This window comes from Planctomicrobium stercoris (genome assembly GCF_051465655.1).
Classification (GTDB): domain Bacteria; phylum Planctomycetota; class Planctomycetia; order Planctomycetales; family Planctomycetaceae; genus Planctomicrobium.
In genome coordinates this window covers 1,916,376-1,937,138 of the sequence record NZ_CP195791.1, presented here as the reverse complement: position 1 = coordinate 1,937,138, position 20,763 = coordinate 1,916,376, and the positions used below count along the sequence as shown (strand labels likewise).

The 20,763-nt window shown below is 58.1% G+C and carries 15 protein-coding genes; 5 read left to right on the top strand and 10 right to left on the bottom strand.

All coding sequences use genetic code 11. The features are described from left to right. Positions 1-964 precede the first annotated feature (964 nt). The 3 genes from SH661x_RS07960 to SH661x_RS07950 all read left to right on the top strand — a co-directional run bounded on the left by SH661x_RS07960 (position 965) and on the right by SH661x_RS07950 (position 5,475). Positions 965-2,749: an aspartate kinase gene (locus tag SH661x_RS07960; RefSeq protein WP_437229726.1), complete on the top strand. Its 1,785-nt coding sequence runs from the start codon at positions 965-967 to the stop codon at positions 2,747-2,749. Between the two features lie 305 nt (positions 2,750-3,054). Next, the gene (locus tag SH661x_RS07955) at positions 3,055-4,170 is read left to right on the top strand and encodes a substrate-binding domain-containing protein (protein ID WP_437229724.1); all 1,116 of its coding nucleotides are present in this window, start codon (positions 3,055-3,057) and stop codon (positions 4,168-4,170) included. Positions 4,171-4,224: 54 nt separating this feature from the next. Further along, a complete protein-coding gene (locus tag SH661x_RS07950) occupies positions 4,225-5,475 on the top strand; it encodes an ABC transporter permease (protein ID WP_437229722.1) in 1,251 nt (416 codons plus the stop codon). 264 nt (positions 5,476-5,739) lie between these two features. On the opposite strand, the gene SH661x_RS07945 is transcribed toward SH661x_RS07950, so the two are convergent. The 5 genes from SH661x_RS07945 to SH661x_RS07925 form a co-directional block, all read right to left on the bottom strand. Then, positions 5,740-7,341 (bottom strand): amidophosphoribosyltransferase, encoded by a 1,602-nt coding sequence (locus tag SH661x_RS07945; protein WP_437229720.1) that lies wholly within the window; start codon positions 7,339-7,341, stop codon positions 5,740-5,742. Between the two features lie 195 nt (positions 7,342-7,536). Then, entirely contained in the window at positions 7,537-7,722 is a 186-nt protein-coding gene (locus SH661x_RS07940; protein ID WP_437229718.1) for a hypothetical protein, read from the bottom strand. 514 nt (positions 7,723-8,236) lie between these two features. Then, a complete protein-coding gene (locus tag SH661x_RS07935; RefSeq protein ID WP_437229716.1) occupies positions 8,237-8,542 on the bottom strand; it encodes a Dabb family protein in 306 nt (101 codons plus the stop codon). Positions 8,543-8,920: 378 nt separating this feature from the next. Further along, positions 8,921-9,640, bottom strand: a complete 720-nt coding sequence (locus tag SH661x_RS07930) for a CvpA family protein (protein ID WP_437229714.1) — start codon at positions 9,638-9,640, stop codon at positions 8,921-8,923. Positions 9,641-9,805: 165 nt separating this feature from the next. Beyond that, a complete protein-coding gene (locus SH661x_RS07925) occupies positions 9,806-11,023 on the bottom strand; it encodes an argininosuccinate synthase (protein ID WP_437229712.1) in 1,218 nt (405 codons plus the stop codon). Between the two features lie 299 nt (positions 11,024-11,322). On the opposite strand from SH661x_RS07925, the gene SH661x_RS07920 reads away from it, so the two are divergent. Then, a complete protein-coding gene (locus SH661x_RS07920) occupies positions 11,323-12,342 on the top strand; it encodes a sugar phosphate isomerase/epimerase family protein (RefSeq protein WP_437229710.1) in 1,020 nt (339 codons plus the stop codon). A gap of 321 nt (positions 12,343-12,663) precedes the next feature. Here the strand turns inward: SH661x_RS07920 and SH661x_RS07915 are convergent, their stop codons facing one another. The 4 genes from SH661x_RS07915 to pgi all read right to left on the bottom strand — a co-directional run bounded on the left by SH661x_RS07915 (position 12,664) and on the right by pgi (position 17,797). Further along, on the bottom strand, positions 12,664-13,713 hold the full coding sequence (locus SH661x_RS07915) for a DUF1559 family PulG-like putative transporter (RefSeq protein WP_437229708.1): 1,050 nt from the start codon (positions 13,711-13,713) through the stop codon (positions 12,664-12,666). A 395-nt stretch (positions 13,714-14,108) separates the two neighbouring features. Next, entirely contained in the window at positions 14,109-15,506 is a 1,398-nt protein-coding gene (locus SH661x_RS07910; RefSeq protein WP_437229706.1) for a prepilin peptidase, read from the bottom strand. Between the two features lie 47 nt (positions 15,507-15,553). Then, positions 15,554-16,072 carry a shikimate kinase gene (locus tag SH661x_RS07905; protein WP_437229704.1) on the bottom strand — a complete coding sequence of 173 codons (519 nt, stop codon included), beginning with the start codon at positions 16,070-16,072 and terminating at the stop codon, positions 15,554-15,556. A gap of 87 nt (positions 16,073-16,159) precedes the next feature. After that, entirely contained in the window at positions 16,160-17,797 is a 1,638-nt protein-coding gene (gene pgi, locus SH661x_RS07900; RefSeq protein WP_437229702.1) for a glucose-6-phosphate isomerase, read from the bottom strand. A gap of 447 nt (positions 17,798-18,244) precedes the next feature. On the opposite strand from pgi, the gene SH661x_RS07895 reads away from it, so the two are divergent. After that, complete coding sequence (locus tag SH661x_RS07895; RefSeq protein ID WP_437229700.1) at positions 18,245-20,071, top strand: hypothetical protein; 1,827 nt, start codon at positions 18,245-18,247, stop codon at positions 20,069-20,071. A gap of 244 nt (positions 20,072-20,315) precedes the next feature. On the opposite strand, the gene SH661x_RS07890 is transcribed toward SH661x_RS07895, so the two are convergent. Further along, entirely contained in the window at positions 20,316-20,690 is a 375-nt protein-coding gene (locus tag SH661x_RS07890) for a hypothetical protein (protein ID WP_437229698.1), read from the bottom strand. Positions 20,691-20,763 lie beyond the last annotated feature (73 nt).

Here is a 20,763-nt window from a genome sequence, read left to right as displayed (position 1 = left end):
TCTTCCGAACACTGCAACGAAACCTGCGCCTTCCGCAAGTGGGTGCAACAAGACGTCATTGTCAGGAAATAGTGGATGTGAAAGTTGGTTCTAGCCCGGAATCGTATCTAATGCTGGATGACAATCGAAGGGATCTGGCGGGAGTTCGTCGCAGGGAATTTTGAATTGAATCGTGAAGGATTGCGAATGCAGACCCGAAATCAGTCGAACTCTCCTCGGAATCTCGAAACTAACATCGCGGGAAAAGGGATGTCAAGCAGGCCGAAATCCCGAATCCCTGCCCAATGCCCATTTCACGAACAGTTTGCCGAATGAGCACACGTGCCCGCAGCCTTTCTGCCGCACCGTGACCTTTCGCTGACGAGCGTTCCCATCAGAGGCCGTTCGAACGGGACACCTCTCCTGCACTCCCCGCTCAACCAGTGCCATCCGCCCCATGCGTATCGCTTCGAAACCAATGCCAACGCGGCCGGGCCAAACCAGCATTCATTCCGGGGTCCTGATTCCCCATTACACTGCCTGTACTGGTGAATACCAGAAACCTCCGGCACTCCTCCCATCTCGTTCGACTGAGGCGAATCCAGAATGAGGCTCAATCGGCCTCTCCAACGCCTCATTGACAGCGTTCTCCCGTCCGAGCTGGCCAAACGCTGAAGGAGGCGTCCCTGCCCTGTTCGAGCTGCAGCTGCCCGGGGGCTCCCCTCATCCGGCCGTTTCGGAAGCAGCGAGTTTTCGGGAGAAACCGCTTCTACACCGGGGATTCTGGCGAGCATGACAGCCTGAAACGGACGAAACCGGGCAGCCAGTGGGAAATTCGGGCTGCTGCTCCCCTGCCTGATTGCCCGGCGTCGCAGGTCTGCTATTCTGCTTCGTTCCGGAAAAGTCCAGCGTCGCACCCATTTTCCAAAGCGACCGGGAGTCCGCACGCAGCGTGACTCAGGACGAATCCCCCTGGAACCAAAACATGGCAATCATCGTACAGAAATTTGGCGGCACCAGTGTGGCGACCGCTGAAAAGATCCAGGCTGCCGCCCGTCGAGCCGTTGCGGCCAAACAGGCCGGCCATCAGGTCGTGATGGTTGTCTCGGCCCGTGGACACAAAACGGACGAGCTGGTCCGTCTCGCGGAAGAAATCACGCTGAAGCCGGCCGCTCGAGAGATGGACATGCTCCTTTCGACCGGTGAGCAGGAAGCGGTCGCGCTGGTGGCCCTGTCCATTCAGGCACTGGGGGAAAAAGCGGTCAGTCTGACCGGCTCCCAGATCGGGATTGTCACCGACTCGACCTATTCCAAGGCCCGGATCCGTTCAATCTCCACGGACCGCATCCGCCGTCATCTGGACAACGGCGAAATCGTTGTCGCCTGCGGATTCCAGGGGATCGATGATATCGGCAACATCACCACTCTGGGACGCGGCGGCAGCGACACCACCGCGACCGCGCTGGCCGCTGCCCTGCAGGCTGCCGAGTGCGAAATCTACACCGACGTGGAAGGGGTGTTCACCACCGATCCACGGGCTGTCCGCGAAGCCCGGAAGGTGAACGAAGTTTCTTATGACGAAATGCTCGAACTGGCCAGCCTGGGTGCGGGAGTGATGCACTCTCGTTCCATCGAGTTCGCCAAGAAGTTCCGGGTGCCGCTCCGCGTGCGTCCTTCCTTCAACGACGGCGTCGGCACACTGATCTCCAATACGAGTGACGCCGGCGTGGTCACCGGACTGGCGATGGCCAAGCATGAAGCTCGAGTCACACTGACTGACCTTCCCGATCAGCCGGGTGTGATGAAAACCATTTTCGTTAACATGGCGGCCCGCAAGATCCCCATCGATATGGTCGTCCAGAACGTCAGTCACAGCGGCAAGGCCGAAGTCTCCTTCACCGTTCCCGAAGGGGATCTGGCAGATACCCTGACCGCAGCCGAGTCCGCGATCAAGGCGCTGGGAGCCGGCTCCGTCAGCAGCGGAACGAACGTCTCCAAGGTGTCCGTTGTCGGAAACGGAATGCTGACCCATTCCGGCGTCGCGTCACAGATGTTCAAGTCGCTTTCCGACGCTGACGTGAATCTCGAGATGATCACGACCAGCGAAATCAAGATTTCCGTGCTGGTCGATCGCAGCCGCTGTGACGATGCCCTGCAGGCAGTGCATCGCGGATTTCATCTCGACGCGGAAGCTGCTCCTGCCCCGGCCGTTGGCACTCTGCAATCGGCATCGAAGCGGACTTCCGCCAATGAAAATCAGGACCTGCTGCAGGCGGTCGTGGGTAAGCTCGCGAGCATGGAAGATATCGTGGTGAGCGAAGTTCACCTCGACAATTCGCAGTCGCTGGTGAGTGTCCGCAACATTCCCGACCAGCCCGGTACGTGTACGCAGCTGTTCACTGCTGTCGCCCAGGGGGGACTGATGGTGGATATGATCGTGCAGAACGTCAGCCACAGCGGTCAGGCGGAAGTCTCCTTCACCGTGCCCCAGCAGGAACTGGCACGCTGCCAGACTGTCCTGAAAGAACTCCTCCCAGCCTGGAACGGCGCGAGCGTCGATACCAAGCCGGAGATTGCCAAGCTGAGCGTTGCGGGAATCGGCTTGCGGACGCACACCGGTGTGGGCGAACGGATGTTCTCCGCACTCGCGGATGCCGGGGTCAACGTCCAGTTGATCAACACCAGCGAGATCCGTATGAGTGCGGTCGTCGCTGCTGCAGATGGCGAAAAAGCCTACGCTGCGTTGAAGCAGGTCTTCGGACTTGAGTAACCCGAGTGCCACGGCTCTGTGAGCCGTGGGAACTCAATTCGAGCGTGAGGTGGTCTTTCGGCAGACTCCTTTCCAACCGGGCTGACAGTTCGAACCCTGTTGAAGCGTCACCACGAGCCTGGTTCTGCGACAGGTCCGCAGTTCGCTGAATAGGGACGGTGTCCGGGATGCCTCTGTGGCTGCGCCGCGCAGACTTTGTCCGGGGCACCCGGGCATTGGGATATTGCCCGCGTTGACGCTGAGAATGCGACAATCTATTGTCGAGTTTCCTGTCAACCGCAAGTCGCTATGCTCGGAGAGGCTGCATGGTTCCCCGTCATCGTTCATTTCACTGGTTGGTCATTGCAGGCTGCCTGAGCGTCTGCTTCTCGGGATGTCCGGGCGAAGTCCCGACGGGGGGATCGGCTCCGGGAAAAGCGGCCAGCGGCACCAAGCGCATCGTCATTCTCACCAATGGAGATGACCCCTTCTGGGATGCCTGTGAAGCCGGAGCGATGAAGGCCCAGGAAGAACTGGGGCTGGCAGGCCAAGGGTACACCGTCAATTTCGACCGGGCCGATTTCACCGACAAAGGCCAGGTCGACAAGATCAAGCAGCATGGACTGCAGAAGGATCTGGTCGCCTTCGGTATCTCGGTCTTCAATCCGGACAGCCCGGCGGTCGCCAAGGAACTTCGCAACCTGCAGGAACGGGGAGTCAAGGTGATCACGATCGATGGAGACATCAATCGTGAAAAGGCCCGCGATGCACGCTTTGCCTATCTGGGCACGGACAACAAGGCAGCCGGTCGCGAGCTGGGCAAAGCAGCCGCTGTGCTCCGCCCGGACGGCGGGAAGTTCGCCTTCTTCGTCGGAAACACCGGCGCTGCCAACGCCATCCTCCGCATGGAAGGCTTCAAGGAAGGAGCCGGCGAGAAGTTTACAGAAGTCAGTCGACTGGAAGACCGGGGAGACCGGCCGACCGCACGCAAGAACGTCGAAGGAGCCCTCGATCGCGACCCGTCGATCAACACTCTCGTAGGAATCTGGGCGTACAACACGCCGCAGATGGTCGCTGTCGTGAAAGACCGCAATCTGCGGGACAAACAGAAAATCTGCTGTTTCGATGCTGCGGAAGCGAGCCTGTCCGCCATGAACGACGGCAACGTCGACGTCATGGTCGTCCAGAACCCTTATCAGATGGGCTTCACCGGCGTGCAGCTTCTCAAAGCGCTCGTGGAAGACGACCAGGAATTCATCAAAGGGATGTATCCGGAATACTCCCGCGAAGGGAACGGCGACATCTACGATACCGAACTGCGGGTCGTGGTTCCCGATGCCAGTTCCCCGATCAAAAAAGAGGTCCTCGAGAAAGAGACCATCTTCATGGACCTGAAGGAATTCAATGCCTGGCTGAAAGAGCGCGGCCTGCTCTCTTCGTGATGCTTCGATACCGTCTGGTGATCACCCACAGCCGTTCAGAACGAAGACGTCGCCATGTCTCTTCCCACTGCATCGCAGTCCGGCTTTTTTCAGCGTTACCGCAATGAACTCGGATTGCTGGTGGCGATTGTCTGTGTCGTACTGTTTACCACGTTCATCAACGATTCTTATCGGGACTATCCCCGTCAGAATGCGGAAGCGATCCTGCGGGACATTGCCCTGCTGGGGATCTTTGCCCTGGGAGCAGGGACCGTCATCATTGCTGGCGGGATCGACCTCTCCAGCGGGTCGGTGATTGCATTCAGCGGGATGACGTTCTGTTCCGTCTGCCTGCTGCTGGCACCTGTTGAGGGATCGCAGCCGCAGACAGACAGTCTGCCGGTCTGGATCCTCATCACCGCTTTTCTCGTGACGATGTTTGCTGCCTTCCTCGTGGGCAGTTTTCATGCGTGGCTGATTACAGCGATCGAACTTCCCCCCTTTGTCGCGACGCTTGCGTCACTGGTCGGATTGAGAAGTCTGGCGAAGCTCCTGATTCAGGACGTGACGCAGATCGCCTACCATTCGAACGCCGGGAAGTCGACCATCGGAATCTCCGATCCGATTTTCAATGACCTGGGAAATGTCTGGTGGATTCCCGTACTGATCTTCGCTGCCCTGGCAGTCTGCCTGTGGGTGCTGCTGAGCAAGACCGTGGTCGGCCGGCATCTGTATGCCCTGGGGGGAAACGAACAGGCTGCACGCCTGAGCGGGATTCGCACCGAACGCCTGAAATGGCTGGCGTACTGCACCGGTTCAATGACGGCGGCTGTCGCGGGAATTCTTTACACCAGTTACGTCGGGACCAGCGAGCCGACTCGCGACGGCGCCGGCTACGAACTCAATGCGATCGCAGCTTCCGTGGTCGGCGGCTGCAGCCTGACCGGCGGGGTGGGATCCATTGCAGGCATCGTTCTGGGATCTGTCTTCCTGAAGGTCGTGATCGACTCCGTGGCCAAGTCCTTTGAATCCCGTCCGGATCTGGTGGAAGGACTGGTCGTGGGCATGCTGGTCGTGCTGGCGGTCGCGTTCAACGAACTTCGCGGAAGTCGGGGTTTCAAGAAGCAGTTCTTCCCCGGCAATCTGGGGCTGCTGAACGTCATGATCCTGACACTGCTGGCAGGCGTGATTACGTTTGCAACGTCATCCCCTGCCTTCAAAGTCCGCAACGGTCTGATCGCAGGAGGAGCAGCATTGCTGCTGCTGGGACTTCGAGCTGTCATGGAGCGCCGGGCGACCAGGCAGGTTGCAGGAACCAGGAGCTGAATCGCAGTCATGATATTATGGGTGGCCCAGACTGCGTCAGCGTCTGGGCGGCGCAGCTGCAAGAGGCTGCTCCAACAACTTTCACCTTACGGAAAGATGCTCTTCCCGCCGATTCCTTTGCTTCGCTCAGACCAGCCCAGGACTCCTTTGGAATCATGTTTAGCTGCACACTTGAAGTGTGCAGCTAAACCGATGTTGAGACTTTCAACGGGACGGAGTGAAGAACGCACTTGCTCACGCAGCGTGCTCTGACAGTCAACGGGACTACAGGCGGGCTGGAGGCAACGCGGTTTCGACCACTTCTTCCTCGACGAGTCGACGACCGGGCTGGCCATCCTTGGAAACGTTCTTCAGGGAGAGCTGGTAAAGCCTTTGACCGGCCGGGGTGGGATAGTCACCGGTCAGACACGCCTGACAGAGCTGATCGGCATCTTTGCTGATCGCCTTGGCGACGGACTCAACCGGAAGATACCGCACGGAGTCCGCGTTGAAGTGCCGGGCCATCCGGGCTTCGATTTCCGGAGTGAGGAGCTGCCCCTGCTCTGCGAATCGCGGAGCGAACAGGTCGTTCACGTCCGGCATATCGATGCCGTAAAAACAGGGGGCCATGATCGGCGGGCAGGCGACACGAATATGAACTTCGGCCGCTCCTCCCTTGGTGCGGATCTGATCGACCAGCACCCGCATCGTCGTGGAACGCACAATCGTGTCGTCCACCAGAAAGACCCGGCGTCCCCGCAGCACTTCCGGCAGCGGAATATATTTCATCCGGGCTTTCGCTTCCCGGTCTTCACTTTCGATAAACGTGCGCCCCAGCGCCCGATGACGCATCAGCCCTTCCAGGCAGGGGACGCTCAACGAGAAGGCCATCCCTTCCGCAGCCGAGCGGGCGGTGTCGGGAACCGGAACGACGATCGCATTGACGGTCGACTCCCGTTCCTGCAGGGCGAGCTCTTCTCCCAGGATCTTTCGGCTCAGATAGACGCTTTGCGAGTCGATCCGGCTACAGACGTTGGCGAAGTAGATCCATTCGAAGAAGCAATGGGAAAGACGAACGGCCGGAGCATATCGCTCGACCCGCATTTCGCCGTCTTCGATGATGACTGCACACCCCGGTTCGAGGTCGAGGACCTCGTCCGGCTCGAACCCGAGGTTCGTCAGGGCCACGCTCTCGCTCGCGGCAGCGAAGAAGCCGTCACGCTCGGCGTAACACAATGGGCGGAACCCGTTGGGATCGCGGGAGACGAACATCTGTCCCCGGGCGTTGATGAACGTAATGTTGTAGGCACCGTCCAGCCGCTGCGAAACCTGTGCGACCAGCTGACGCATGTCGATATTCGGAGTCTCTGCAATTTCCTGACTCATCAGGTGCATGAGAGTCTCGGTATCGGTTTCCCGCGCCAGGTGGAAATCCCCCTGGGAGCGGATCTCGGATCTCAACTCCGGATAGTTGGCGAGCTGGCCGTTGAATCCGAAGGAGAACCACTTCCGTTTATCCAGATGCGTTCGCTCGAACGGCTGGGCATACGTGGGGTCGTCCTTGCCGCAGGTGGCGTAACGGACATGCCCGATGGCGGCGGGGCCTTCGTGCTCATCCATCAGCTTCTGGTATTTCGTCTTTCGCCCCATGCGAAAGACTTCCGAGACCAGCCCCACGTTTTTGTGCGTGAGCAGAAGATCTTTATGGAACGGCTTATATGTGGTCATCCCCGCAGCCAGCTGGCCGCGATTCTGAATGTCCAGCAACATGCGCGGGATCAGGCGTGACACCCGTCCTGGTCCATAAGCCTGGACCAGTGGCGAGATTTTATCCTGACCAAAGTGATAGACCGCGGCGATCCCGCACTCGTGATGCAGTTCCGACATCAGCAGGTCGTCCGATGCATTGAGAGAATGAGAGGAGGGAAGTGATCACCCCGGCCCACCGGATCAGATCCGTACAGCGGGGTGATACCAGTAGGACTCACAGACATTCTATCCGAGTCGGACCGGAATGCCACTTCTGCACCACGCCGGTTTTCCAGTTTTCGGAGAACCGGGGCCCATTCGTGTCACTGTCACCTATTCCCAGCCCAGAGCGCGGCGAATCGCGGCATTTTTGCGGCGTTCAAGTTCCATCATGCGGGCAAACACCCCGGTCCGCTGAGGCTTGTTCACGCTTGTCGGCTGTCGGCCTGCGGCCTGGATCGGAGAATTGACAACAACCAATGTCGCCAGAATGGTCGACAGCATGATCAAGCGTTTCATGAAATCATCCTGATGGGTGAGAGAAAACACACGCTCCGTCGATCTTCGACGAGTCGTGAACGTTTTCGGCCGAAAACCCCGCTGAGCTTTGGCCCCATTCCCAAACTCAGGCACACGGCCGCCGCTCACCTCAAGCCATCCCGCAGAAGCGACACACTATTCCGCCGTCAACTCACCGCTAAACTCCGCCCGAATCCGCCCATTTTCAGGCCCGACCCCGCAGGTGGCCTAATGTTTCACATACCACCACGCCAGCCAGCACAGCAGCGGAAAGAGTGCGAATATCAGCAACATCGCGATCAGATTCGCCCGGGAGTGATCCGGCCAGCGGGCCATGAGAAGCTGCGCAAAGTTTGAGGTGTAAGAACTGTCGTTTTCGCCACACACTTGAAGTGTGTGGCGAAAAGATTCATCGCATGTCAGAGCACGAAGCGTGAGCGAGTGCATTCCGACGTTTCGAGTGAAAATTGTGCTCGCTCACGCTTCGTGCTCTGTTCAATATCAGACTGAAGTACTACTCGACCCAGGAATCGAAGACTCGCACCTGCTTCCAGTTCGGCTTGTTTTCCTCAATGAATTTCAGGTGGTCAGGAACGGTCTGGTAAAAGTCGTGAGCGGCCTTGTCGGTGAAGACCACATGCAGCGCCACATCATACATCCGGTCGTTGACCGGCCGGGCGAATTCATTCCCCACGGTTCCCGCTGCGAAAAAGACCACGCCGGGATGATTCTTCAAATACTTCTGGCAATCCGCCACCAGCTTCTCAACGGCGGCCGGGGAATCATCTTCAAGGGTGAAAAAAACGTTGTGGGACAGCATGCCGAACCTTCGAACTCGAAACGGGGTGACAGAAAATACAATTTACTGTAGTCGGAAATGAACCACGGAGACACTGAGAGACGGAGGATTTTCAATATCATCACCCACGGGATCAGGTCAGGAGCACATGATGCGTCGAGAGATGACATCTGCACAATTCACTTGATTCGTGATTCCTGATTCTCCATGTCTCCGCTTCTCCGTGGTGAAATCTATTCCGCCTCGCCAGCAGCGATCCGGAAAGTCCGAAATTGATCTGCGTTGCGACGGCAGTTCTAGAGCGGTTTTGCAAATAATCTATTACGTTCCGCAGGCGATAACATGGACTTTCATGCGGTGAAAATCCTGAATCGCCTGCACATGATAGACCAAACTGGTCTAGAATCCGCCGGTATCAGCTTTGGGAGTTGAACCGGCCGGGGCAGACCCGGTATTCACCGGAGCGGCTGGAGTACTCGTCGTTTGAGCCCCCCCCGACGCGTACAGCTGCCGTCTTGTGGCATATTTGATCGGGAAGGCAGCCCAGGGATGTGCAGTGGCGGGGTCCGAGGGATTTGCCGGGAAGACCGCGCCATCAAAGATGTTAGGCCGGCCGTCTCCACGCGTTCGCCTCATCGACTTCTCTGAAACATATTGAGTCAGGGCCAGCCACTGCCGGTCCGGGGCAGTCCCCAGCAAATTTCCACGTTCCGGGGCGAACCCCAGGAATTCACGCGGAAGTGGAGCAACGTGCAACGAGGTGCAGATCACCGCCATTACCACATAGCCAGCCAGCGCGGCGAATCCCCACTGGGCAGCCTGATAAACCAGTCCGTGCAGTTCCGCATACGTTGGCAGAAGGACTTCCCCCAATGCACGCAATGCGAAGATCCCCCCGGCAAACAGGCCAAGAAGGCAGATGATGTCGATCCGGTGCTGCCAGTCGTAGGAACCAGCGACGGTCGACTGCAGGAAATTCGCGAGTGGCTCGAAGTAGTTCATCGCCACCAGACCGGAAAGCAGCACGCTGACAAATCCAATGGCGGCACTCCAGGGACCGTCGCTGCCGACCATCCAGACGACAACTCCGAAAATCGCCAGTAATAAGAGGTCAATCATGTTGAGGCAGCCCCGAGGGTGTGAACCGAAGACCAGTCTGGGGTTTCGTTCATCTTCGCGAATTCATTGGAGTCGATTTCACCCGACGGGTCAACGGCGGCACCAGCACGGAGAAGTTTGCCTGTTTAGCCACGCACTTCAAGTGCGTGGCTAAACTCAAACGACTCAGTACGCTCGCGGCCGCACACTCCCCTGCACTCGCAGCGGAAGCCCCATGATCCGCAGGAATCCTTCCGCATCGGTCTGGTTGTAGCTTCCGCCCCCTTCCATGCTGGCGATCGCTTCATCGTACAGACTGACCGGCGAAGTCCGTCCTGTCACCCGGACGTTCCCCTTGTACAGGCCCAGTGTCACATCCCCGGTGACCGGCTTCTGCAGCTCTTTAATGAACGCCATCAGCGCATCCATCTTCGCACAGTACCAGAATCCGTAGTACACCATCTCGGCCACTTCCGGGCTGATCCGATCGCGAAGATGAGTGGCGTCCCGATCGAGGGTCAGTTGCTCAAGTGCCTGATGAGCTGCGTACAGACAGGTCATCCCCGGAGCCTCGTACACTCCCCTGCTCTTCATCCCGACGAACCGGTTTTCGACGATGTCGATCCGGCCCACGCCGTTCTTACCACCAATCTCGTTCAGCTTCTTGACGATCTCGATCGGAGACAGTTTCTGCCCATCAATTTCGGTCGGAACGCCGGATTCGAAGTGAATCTTGACTGTCGTTTCCTGATCCGGAGCCTGCTGCGGCGAGACCGTCATTCCGAAGTCGATGACCGGAATGCCGTCGACTGCCGGATCTTCGAGCTTGCCTGCTTCGTAGCTGATGTGCAGGCAGTTCTCGTCGGAAGAATACGGCTTCTTGGCGGTCGCTTTGACCGGAATGTTCTTCTTCTCGCAGTACTCGAGCATTTCCGTTCGCCCCGGGAACTGCTCACGGAAGGCTTCGATCCGCCAGGGGGCGATGATCTTGCACTTGGGGTCGAGAGCTTCAGCAGCCAGCTGGAACCGGCACTGGTCGTTCCCCTTTCCGGTCGCCCCATGGACGAATCCGGAAGCGCCGACTTCGCGGGCCCGCTGCAGACAGGCTTTGGCGATGAGCGGTCGGGCGATGCTCGTTCCCAGCAGATAGATGTTTTCGTACTTCGCCTGCCACTGCAGGACCGGAAATGCGAAATCTCGACAGAGTTCGTTCTGCACATCGACAGCAATAGCGGTCTTCGCCCCGATCTTCAGGGCTTTGTCCAGAATCGCTTTGATGTCCTCGCAAGGCTGTCCCAGATCGACGTAAAGGCAATGCACATCCAGCCCCTGGTCCATCAGCCATCCGACCAGCACCGATGTGTCCAGTCCCCCGCTGTACGCCAATACCACAGATTCCGACATGTGTTCCTCGAAGAGATTTCCGTTTTCAGATTGGGAGCGATCAGCTTTCAGCGGACAGCTGTCAGCGAGTCGTTCGTTGTCGACTGCCGACAGTATGTCGAATTTCCAGGCGACACGCCAATCGGACAGCCGAAATTACCTCGCTACGATAACTGAGAACCAATCTTCAGTAGAGTTGCATCCCGGACCGATACAACACACAATCATTCAAAACATTGATTGTTCGTGAAATGTCGCCGATCTGCCTGCGCAGCGGTGTCTCCAGAGTCCCTGTGATCCTATCCTGAAATCGATTGTCCATGTCTCATTCAAACTCCATCATCCTCAGTGCTTTCGCCGATGAAGCGGCCAATCGAAAGACGGCCATCGAGCAGATGGCGGCCCTGTCCGCTCTGGGGCTCAAGTATTACAGCCCGCGGTTTGTGGACGTCACCGGCAGCGGGCAGGTGAAGCATGTCGTCGAGCTCAGCGATGAGGAACTGGCGGAACTGACGAAGATTCATGCTGAGTACGGCATGTCCGTCACCAGCATCGGTTCCCGCATCGGCAAGATCAAACTGCTCGACAAGGAAGACGGTTCACACAACAAATTCGTCCCGTTTCAGGAGTACATGCAGGGGGAAGTCGCCAAGACCATCCGCGCTGCCCTGGCCCTGAATGCCAAACTGATTCGCGGGTTTTCCTTCTATCAGCCCAAAGGCGAAGCCCCTGAGAAATACGTCGATCAGGCTGTCGAACTGATTGGCAAAGTGGTGGACGAATTCGCGAAGCACAACATCGTCTACGGACTGGAAGTCGAAGCGAACCTGATTGGACAGAACGGGCGGATGCTGGCCGAACTCGCCCGCAAGCTGAACCGCGAGAATCTGGTCGTCATCTACGACGGCGGAAATCTCTCGTCCCAGAACATGACTCCGATGCAGTGCTTTCAGGAATACGTGGAGATGCGGCCGTACATTGGCTGGATCCACATCAAGGACTACGAAGTCGACCCCGGCCTCGTGTGGACAGGTGTCGTCGATGAAGAGCGGCTCAAGAATTTCGTGCCCGCCAACGTGGGCGATACCGGACACGAAGCGGTGCTGCGGGACTTCCGCGAACACATCCCGGAAGCGGCAGCACGCATGGCGAAGTTTGGTCTGCCCGGGACCTTTCTGGAACTGGAACCGCATCTGAAGGGGGGCGGGCAGTTCGGCGGCTTCAGCGGGCCCGACGGCATGGGTGTCGCAGTCCGAGCCCTGTGCTCGCTGCTGGATTATGTCGGGATCGACTACGAGCTGCGAACGATGGCGGACATCAAAAAGGCCCGGGGTTTCTAAGAACGTGTTTGAAAAGTGGTAGGGCGAGGCTCCTGCCGAGCCGCGAACGTCAGATCGCGTAAACTTTTTGGCGGCTCCGTAGGAGCGTCGCCCTCCCGAATCTGGATTCAGTGAAAATTTCAAACACGCTCTGAATAGGGACTGACTACTGGAGACCTGAACGGGACGCCATCGCACCGGGGTTTCGCGAGTACGCTCCAACCCAGGCCACCCAACCGCTGATTTTAGAACTTCTGGGACACAACAAAAAATGCTCGCGACCGGTTGGTCGCGAGCATTTTTGTTTCAGGAGCTTCGTAAGATCGTCAGGTGAGGACGATCTTAGAATTCACCGACGACATTGCCGTCGGACCGCTGTCCGAGATTGCGCCAGGTGTCGAGGTTGATGTTGCTGCTGATCGAACGGACCGACCCGTCCATCAACATGCTGTTGACGGTGCCGGTGTGATAGCTGCGGGAAGGGACAGCGGCTCGCGTGAAGCCTCCGTTCCCCAGGTTCGCTTCGCGTGTCCCGGAGACTGAGAGGTCGTAATTGTCTTTCATCACCTTGGAGTTGGGAGTAAAGGTGGTCGTGAATCCGGTATGAATCGTGTTGCCGGAGACCCATTCGGTGTGCCCATTCGTTGTTGCCCATCCGGACGAGCCATCGGCTGGAAGTGTTCCCGGAAGCGCCGCTAGCAGGTCAGCGACTGAGGGAGTTGTGGTCGGCATCGATGCGTAGTCATGGAAACGTGGAGTTTTGCACTTTACTTCCGACATGCCGAGCGTGTTGCTCATGCCATCGGTGAAGTCGCGGTCACGCGTGACGTTGTTGTACTTGAAGGCGGCCCCGCCATCTCCATTGATCGAACCGGTCGCACTTTGGCTGGCAATCTCATAAATCCCTCGGCTGACACCATAGCTCAGGGGATAATGGACAATCACCCCACTGTCGACGCGCGCGCTGTCATTCGGGTCGCTCGGACACAGAAGGACTGGAATGCGCATGATCTTGATGTGATTTGCAGGATCGACATTCGTCCCTTGCCCGTAACCGACGTTGAAATCGATCTTATTGTAGAGATTCGTCCCCTCGAGAAACGGAAGCATGAAGGCCTGGGCGGACCATTCCTGAGTGCTTCCACCAGCGGTTCCATTTTCAACTCCAGCGGGCGGGAAACAGCGATGGGTGTCGAGGTAGTTGTGCATGGCCAGCCCCAGTTGCTTGAGGTTGTTCTTGCACTGGCTGCGGCGGGCCGCTTCTCGGGCCTGCTGGACGGCGGGGAGCAGCAGGGCGATCAGGACGGCGATGATCGCGATGACGACCAGAAGTTCGATCAGGGTGAAGGCGCGAAGGCCTGGCCGCATTGGACGGGAAGGAGCCACGAACATGGGGGCACTCCGGAAAGAGGCAGGAGAGACTCGGGAGGCGGTCGCGGAGAGGGAAGCCAACGGCTTCGGCGAAAATCTCGCCACGGCCCGTCGCGGTGGTCTCTCCCCTGTTCGTGGCGGCTGGCTGGACAAGAAGAGATTGAGACCGCGTCTCACAAAGAGTGTAATGTCGCGGTTATCTTTCGCAAGTTTATTGATTCTAGAATGTTGCGACCTGTCCCCACGAGTCGCGAACGCAAGTCATCCCCGGTCTATAACTCCAACCTAACGGCCAAGTTACATCAAACTTGCAAACTCTGTGTCAGTCCCAAGCAGACAATCGACAATTCAGCATGGCGATTCTCTCGCCACCATGTCGAACTCCCAGCAGCGTTCCCGGGTTGTTATTTCAACTTTCACCGATCCGGTCGCCGCCAGTGATTCGCTGTGAACCCATTCCCGGCTCCGCCGCTCCGCCAGCGTTCCTGGTGGATCATCCCCTGCCCTGACGCACAGCCGTCCCAGTCGCGGGTCTTCCACCGGCAGGTGTGCCGGTCCACGGTTTCGCCTTTGAAGAACCAAGTCTGATCGGCAGAACGCCAGGCTGCTGCCGGGAACTCCTCGTACGACTGAATCCCCAGCAGCCGCTTGAGTCCCTGAACCAGAAACAGCGAGGCTCCAAACAGGATCCCCATGATCAGAGCGAACGGAATCAGGAGAACTCCCAGTTCAAAGAAGTGCCGGGTCCGATCGAACAGTTCCTGCCAGAAGAGGATGGTCAGTAGCGCCCCAAGGCTCAGGTACGGCCCGTACGGAATCATGCGGACAAATGAGTCACGACGACCAAAGAGACGATTGGTCAGGTTCACCAGATAAGTCCACGCAACAACGGCAATCGCACACATCGGAGCGATGAAGAACGCGATGATCGACGCCTGCCAGCCGATGAACGCTCCGATCATCGCCATCAGAATGACATCCCCGAATCCCATCGCTTCCTGTCGCAGCATCCAGAAGCCCAGCAACCGGACTCCCCAGACAATCCCTCCGCCCACGAGCAGACCTGCCAGACTGACCAGCAGGCCGTGCAGGTGCGGATGGGCGGTCACCCATTCAGGAACCTCATTTCCCCGCATCAACGGATGAATCCATTCCGGGGTGACAGCTGCAAATGATTGTTCCAGATTCGAGCTCTGGAACCAGACGGGAACCAGATGCACACGGGCGATCAACCAGCTGAAGAGCACAGCAAAGATCATCGCCGGCAGTGTCGACCCGTCCGGGATGATGCGGAGGTCGAAGTCGATGAACGATGCCACCAGCAGCGCTTCCACCAGCACCAGATGGCTGAAGAAACGGAGGATCACGAACCATTCGGGCGAGAGGAATCCGAGGCCGGGATAGACCTGCGGGCCCAGATCCGAGTACACGCAGCTCTCCGCCAACGTGGACTGCATCCCCATCGGAACTTCCATCCAGAACAGGAGTACCCACAGGCATCCGTTCAGAAACTCAATGAGCGGATAACGTGGCGAAATCCACATCCGGCAGGCCCGGCAGCGACCTCTTAACTTCAGCCAGCCGAAAATCGGAATGTTGTCGAACCAACGAATGTTCGTCTTGCAGCGGGGGCAGTGAGAGGGGCGGTTCGAAAGCGCTTTCAGCTGATCGAGAAAGCGGTCCTGAGTAGGGATCCGGTAAATGCAGACGTTCAGGAAGCTGCCGACCACCGCTCCGAGGATGAACAGGTAGGACAGGATCATCCACGCGGGCAGATCGAGACGAAGATGGGGAATGGCGTCGACCGCGAGCATGAATTCGAACTGTGTTGAGGGCTGTGACGTCGAATCGGAGAGGAACGTTATGGAAGGGGAAGCTGCGTCATGATTTCATCGACGATCGAAGCGGGGGTGCGATTGTCGGTCTGTACGGTGATGGTGGCAGCCTCTGCGTACAGGGGCTGTCGTTGCACCAGAACTTCCTGAATTTCGCTGACAGGGTCCCTGTTTGTCAAAGCGGGTCGACGGGCCAGCGTCGTCGGATCGGCAGAGATGCGGGCAGCGATCGTATTGAGATCCGCGACGAGCCAGATCACAGGGCCGGCGGCGCGCATGGACTGACGATTCCCCTCCCGGAGGATTGCCCCACCCCCTGCGGAGACGACAACATCTCCCCCGGCCAGGGCACTGGAAAGTTCACCACTCTCAAGGTCGCGAAACCGGGGCTCGCCGTCCTCTGCAAAGATCTGCGAGATGGACTTCCCTGCCCGCTTTTCAATCAGCGGATCGGTGTCGATGTAGTTCCATCCCAGCCGACGGGCCAATTCCGCCCCGACCGTGCTCTTGCCACTCCCTCGATACCCGATAATTGTGATTGCCATAGGTCCTGCTGCCTGAACTGACTGTTCACGCCGGATAGCGATTTCACGCAAACACGGCATCCGTCCTGAATCGCCCCGAGTGGTGATTTACTTCAACTTTCGGTAGGCCTGGATCAGGTGGTTCGTGGAACTGTCGTGCTTGAGTGCCGGTTCGCTGGAGCTTTCCAGTTCAGGAACGATCCGCTGGGCGAGCACTTTGCCGAGTTCCACGCCCCACTGGTCAAAGGAGTCGATCTGCCAGATGACTCCCTGCACGTAGACGCTGTGCTCGTACAGCGCGACGAGTTTGCCCAGCACCGCGGGAGTCAGTTTCTCGATGAGCAGCGTATTCGAAGGCCGATTCCCTTCGAACGTGCGATGGGGCACCAGCCAGTCGGCTGTTCCTTCGCCGCGGACCTCATCCGCCGTTTTGCCGAACGCAAGTGCCTCGGACTGCGCCAGAACGTTCGCAATGAGCAGATCATGGTGTCGGCCCAGCGGAGTGAGTGCTTGTCCGAACGCAATGAAATCACAGGGAATCAGCCGCGTTCCCTGATGGATCAGCTGATAGAACGAATGCTGCCCGTTGGTTCCCGGCTCGCCCCAGTAGACGGGAGACGTGGCATAATCAACGTGGTTCCCTTCCAGCGTGATGGACTTGCCGTTGCTTTCCATCGTCAGTTGCTGCAGGTAGGCGGGGAATCGCTTCAGATATTGCTCATAGGGGAGCACCGCCACGGTTTCGACATCGAAGAAATTGCTGTACCAGATGGTGAGCAGCCCCATCAGCACAGGAAGATTCTGTTCGAAGCTCGCAGTCCGAAAGTGCTCATCCATCTCATGGAAGCCGCTGAGCATTTCCTGAAACTGCTGCGGTCCAATCGCAATCATCGTCGAAAGGCCGATGGCGGAATCCATCGAATACCGGCCGCCGACCCAGTCCCAGAACCCGAACATGTTGACGGTGTCGATCCCGAATTCCGAGACCTTGGCCGCGTTCGTCGAAACCGCCACAAAGTGCCGGGCCACCGCTTTCGTATCGCCTCCGAGTCCTCGAAGTGTCCACTCACGCGCACTCTGCGCGTTGGTCATGGTCTCCTGCGTCGTGAAGGTTTTGGAAGCCACAATGAACAGGGTTTCGGCCGGATCCAGATCGACCACTGCCTCGACGAAGTCCGTTCCGTCCACGTTGGAAACGAAGCGGAAGGTCAAGTCACGGTCGCTGTAGTGCTTCAATGCTTCGTAGGCCATGACCGGTCCCAGGTCCGACCCACCGATCCCGATGTTCACGATGTTGCGGATCCGCTTTCCGGTATGACCGAGCCATTCCCCGCTGCGAACCCGGTTCGCGAACTCCGACATCTTGTCCAGGACAGCATGGACTTGCGGAACCACATTCTCGCCGTCGACGATGATCGACGCATTCCGAGGAGCCCGCAGCGCGGTGTGCAGCACTGCGCGATCTTCGGTGATGTTGATCTTGTCGCCACGGAACATGGCGTCAATCCGTTCACGCAATCCGGACTCTTCGGCCAGCTGGAACAACAGCTTCAGGGTCTCGTCCGTAACGCGATTCTTGGAGTAGTCGAGGAGAATCCCCACAGCGTTGATTGTCAGACGTTCTCCCCGCTCGGGGTCTTCCGCGAACAGATCCCGCAGATGCAACGGTCGAACCTGCTCACAGTGGCGCGCCAGCGATTTCCACGCGGCCCGGGATGTGAGTGGAGTTTTGGAACGGATGTTCATATCGAGCCTCATTTCTTTCTGACCGTCATGGGCAGCAGGACCGCGGGAAATAACGCCAAGGGCACGATATCACCGATGCGTCGTAAGTCCAATGGCCCCAGTCGACAGCCTCTTGCGGAGTCCCCGGTTTCAAATCGACGTCGCACAGACGCGCAGGACTGGAAAATCGACTCCGACATCTTTGAAGGATTTTTCGGAATTGCCCGGAACTCTCGACGCTCAAGCGACCTCTTTTCGGGAACTTACTTCCTGGAAACAGCATTTCCGGTCGGCCCCTTCCTCCAATCCGAACTTTCGGTGGCGGGTCAGCCTCAATTCTGGGAGAATCGCTGCAAACCGGAAATTCTATAGAACACTCCGGGTTCCACGGTGGTTGAAAGAAGGCGGGCTGATCTTCGCCGTTCGTGGCGAGCATATGTATTCATTCACTTTTCCGGAGATTTGCTGATGATGCGGCTGAACGAGGGCCAAATTGCCGCCGCTGACGTTTCGACACGACGCCGATGCGTCGTGGTCTGGACACTCACGCTGGCGACAGTTCTGAACCTGCTGGCAGCTACCGGGATGGCTGCCGACGTGGAGCAGGTCTATGTCACCCCCCGTGGCGTGACGTACACCGTGACAGAGAAAGGCCTGTCGACCATCCGCAAAGGGTTTGGCGCGGTCGTCGATGGCCACTGGACGGCATTCAATGCGGAATCCCGGTTCAAAGACGTGGGCGACGGTCAGGTCAATATCCCTGCCCCGACCGAAATGCAGCTGACGGTCGTGTCTCCCAAGGAGGCCAAAGTTCGGCATGTCGCCGGAGACGTTGTCTGTACGTACACGTATTCGTTTCAAAACGAAGACGTACGGATCACCGCCCGCGTGGAAAACAACCATGCAACCTCGCCGATCAACGTGATCGGTTTCTCCGGCCTGACGTTTCATTTTGCACGCTCCCCCGAAGGGATCATGCCGGTCGAAAGCGAAGAGTTCTTTCAGGAACATGGCCTGAACGTCTGTCATCCCAGCAGCTTCTCTCCTCTGGGAGGCGGATATGCTGCCGACAAGGAAGTCGGTTTCGGGTTGGCTCCGGCGAATTCGAGCCTGTTTCGCACGCTGCTCCTCTGGGACTACGCCGACTGGAACGCGAGTGAACGCGATCGTGTCCTCGAACGGAAGTTACATTACTTCGCAAACTCCCCCATTCCAGCTGGCGGCGCGGTCACGGTGGGGCTGAATCTGCGTGTCAGTCCGGATATGACCTGGCAGCACCTCCTGGAACCTTATCGCGAGCAGTTTCAAAAGCAGTTCGGACCAGTCCAGTACAAAGCGGACGGACGGTGGATTGCCACAGAAGACCTGAGCATTCCCGAGAAGCCGGTCTCCACGCGTCGCTCCGATGATCCCAAGGGCAAGGAAGAAACCCGTCGTGTGAATGCCGCCCGACGCAGCGACGACTCCGCCCCAGCTTCCTCAGGTTTGAAGAACAAGGAGATCGGCAGCTCGGCAGGAGCTCAGGCACTGTGCGACTCTCTGATTCCCCGTCTGAACGAATTCAATGGACAAGGGGCGATCCTTTGGAATCACGGTACCGTCAATGGAGTCGATGAGTCCGGATTGTGCGACTTCAATCTTCTCCCCCCGGAAGTCGAAGAAGAGTGGGAACGGCTCGCCGATCAGTTCGCGGCAGCCCGGCTCAAACTGGGAGTCGCCAGCCGCCCCAGCCTGCTCAGCATTCCCGTGGGAAACAAGAAGGAGGTCACCATTCGTCTGCATGCTGCCGATCCCGGTCATCGGGAACTGCTCTGGACGCGGTACGATCAGATGCTTCAGCGAGGCTGCAAACTGTTCTACCTCGACCAGTTTGGGGACTCACTGGACGACGTCCTGCTCATGCAGTGGCTGCGGGAAAAGATGGGTCCGAACGTACAGACCTTCGCGGATCATCCCAGCGACGTCATGCTCGTGTATTCCGGGGGGTACTCCGGAGCAGTCTTGAAGACCGGTTCTGCAGCCGGCCTGGAACGGGGTTATCGGCTGGCACTGGGAGAGAAGTCCTGGGAGATCCTGCGTTGGCTGGTCCCGGGTTGCGAACTCGCAGGTCAGGTCACGGAAATTAAAGGGACTCTGGCAGATGCGTTGGAGACCCCGGAACGCTATTTCTATTCGCGTCAGATCGTGCCGCTTCTGCCGGTGGTCGACTTCAAGCGAACTGCAGCCCTGAAGAAACTTCAGCCGCTCTTCGTCGCCGAAGATGGCGTATGGCAGCCGAAGAACGCCTCCAACTGACAGAGTGGGGCTTTCGAGGCTGAATTCGCAGTCAAAAAAACAAAGCGAAGCCGGAGGATGACACCTCCGGCTTCGCCATTTGTGCTCACTCCCATTGACCAGTCAGAGGGGGCGTCTCTATCCAGATTCGGGAAGGCGACGCTCCCGCGGAGCCGCAAAAAAGTTTACGCGATCTGACGTTCGCGGCTCGGCAGGAGCCTCGCCCTCCCAATTTTCAAACATGCACTTAATCGTCAGTGCCGCTCTACCACGGTCCCGGAATCACAGGCTGAGCCTGTTTGGCCAACGCCTTCCAGACCGACTTCCCGAATTCGCGTGACAAGCGAACCAGTTGAACACGACGCAGATCGAGAACCTGAATCTGCTGCAGATGGGTCTGGACGCTGACAAACGGCAGACAGATCGACTTCACCCGCAGGGGAATTCCTCCCTCGCTTGACTTGATCTTCATCCGGATCAGGTCCTGCGGTCTGCCGGCCGCCTCGGCGTTGCACCACATGAACGAAGGCCATTCCACAATCTCATCCAGAATGGTCACGTACTGACCGCATCGAACCTCTTCGGGCGCCAGAGGACGAGCCAGCGTGATTTCACAGGTTGTCGTTACAGAGGATTTCATGATTTTCAAAATGGATCTTGCCCATGGAATTCAATGCCGGGCAAACACTTTGTCCTGTTCCAGCAGGATCAGT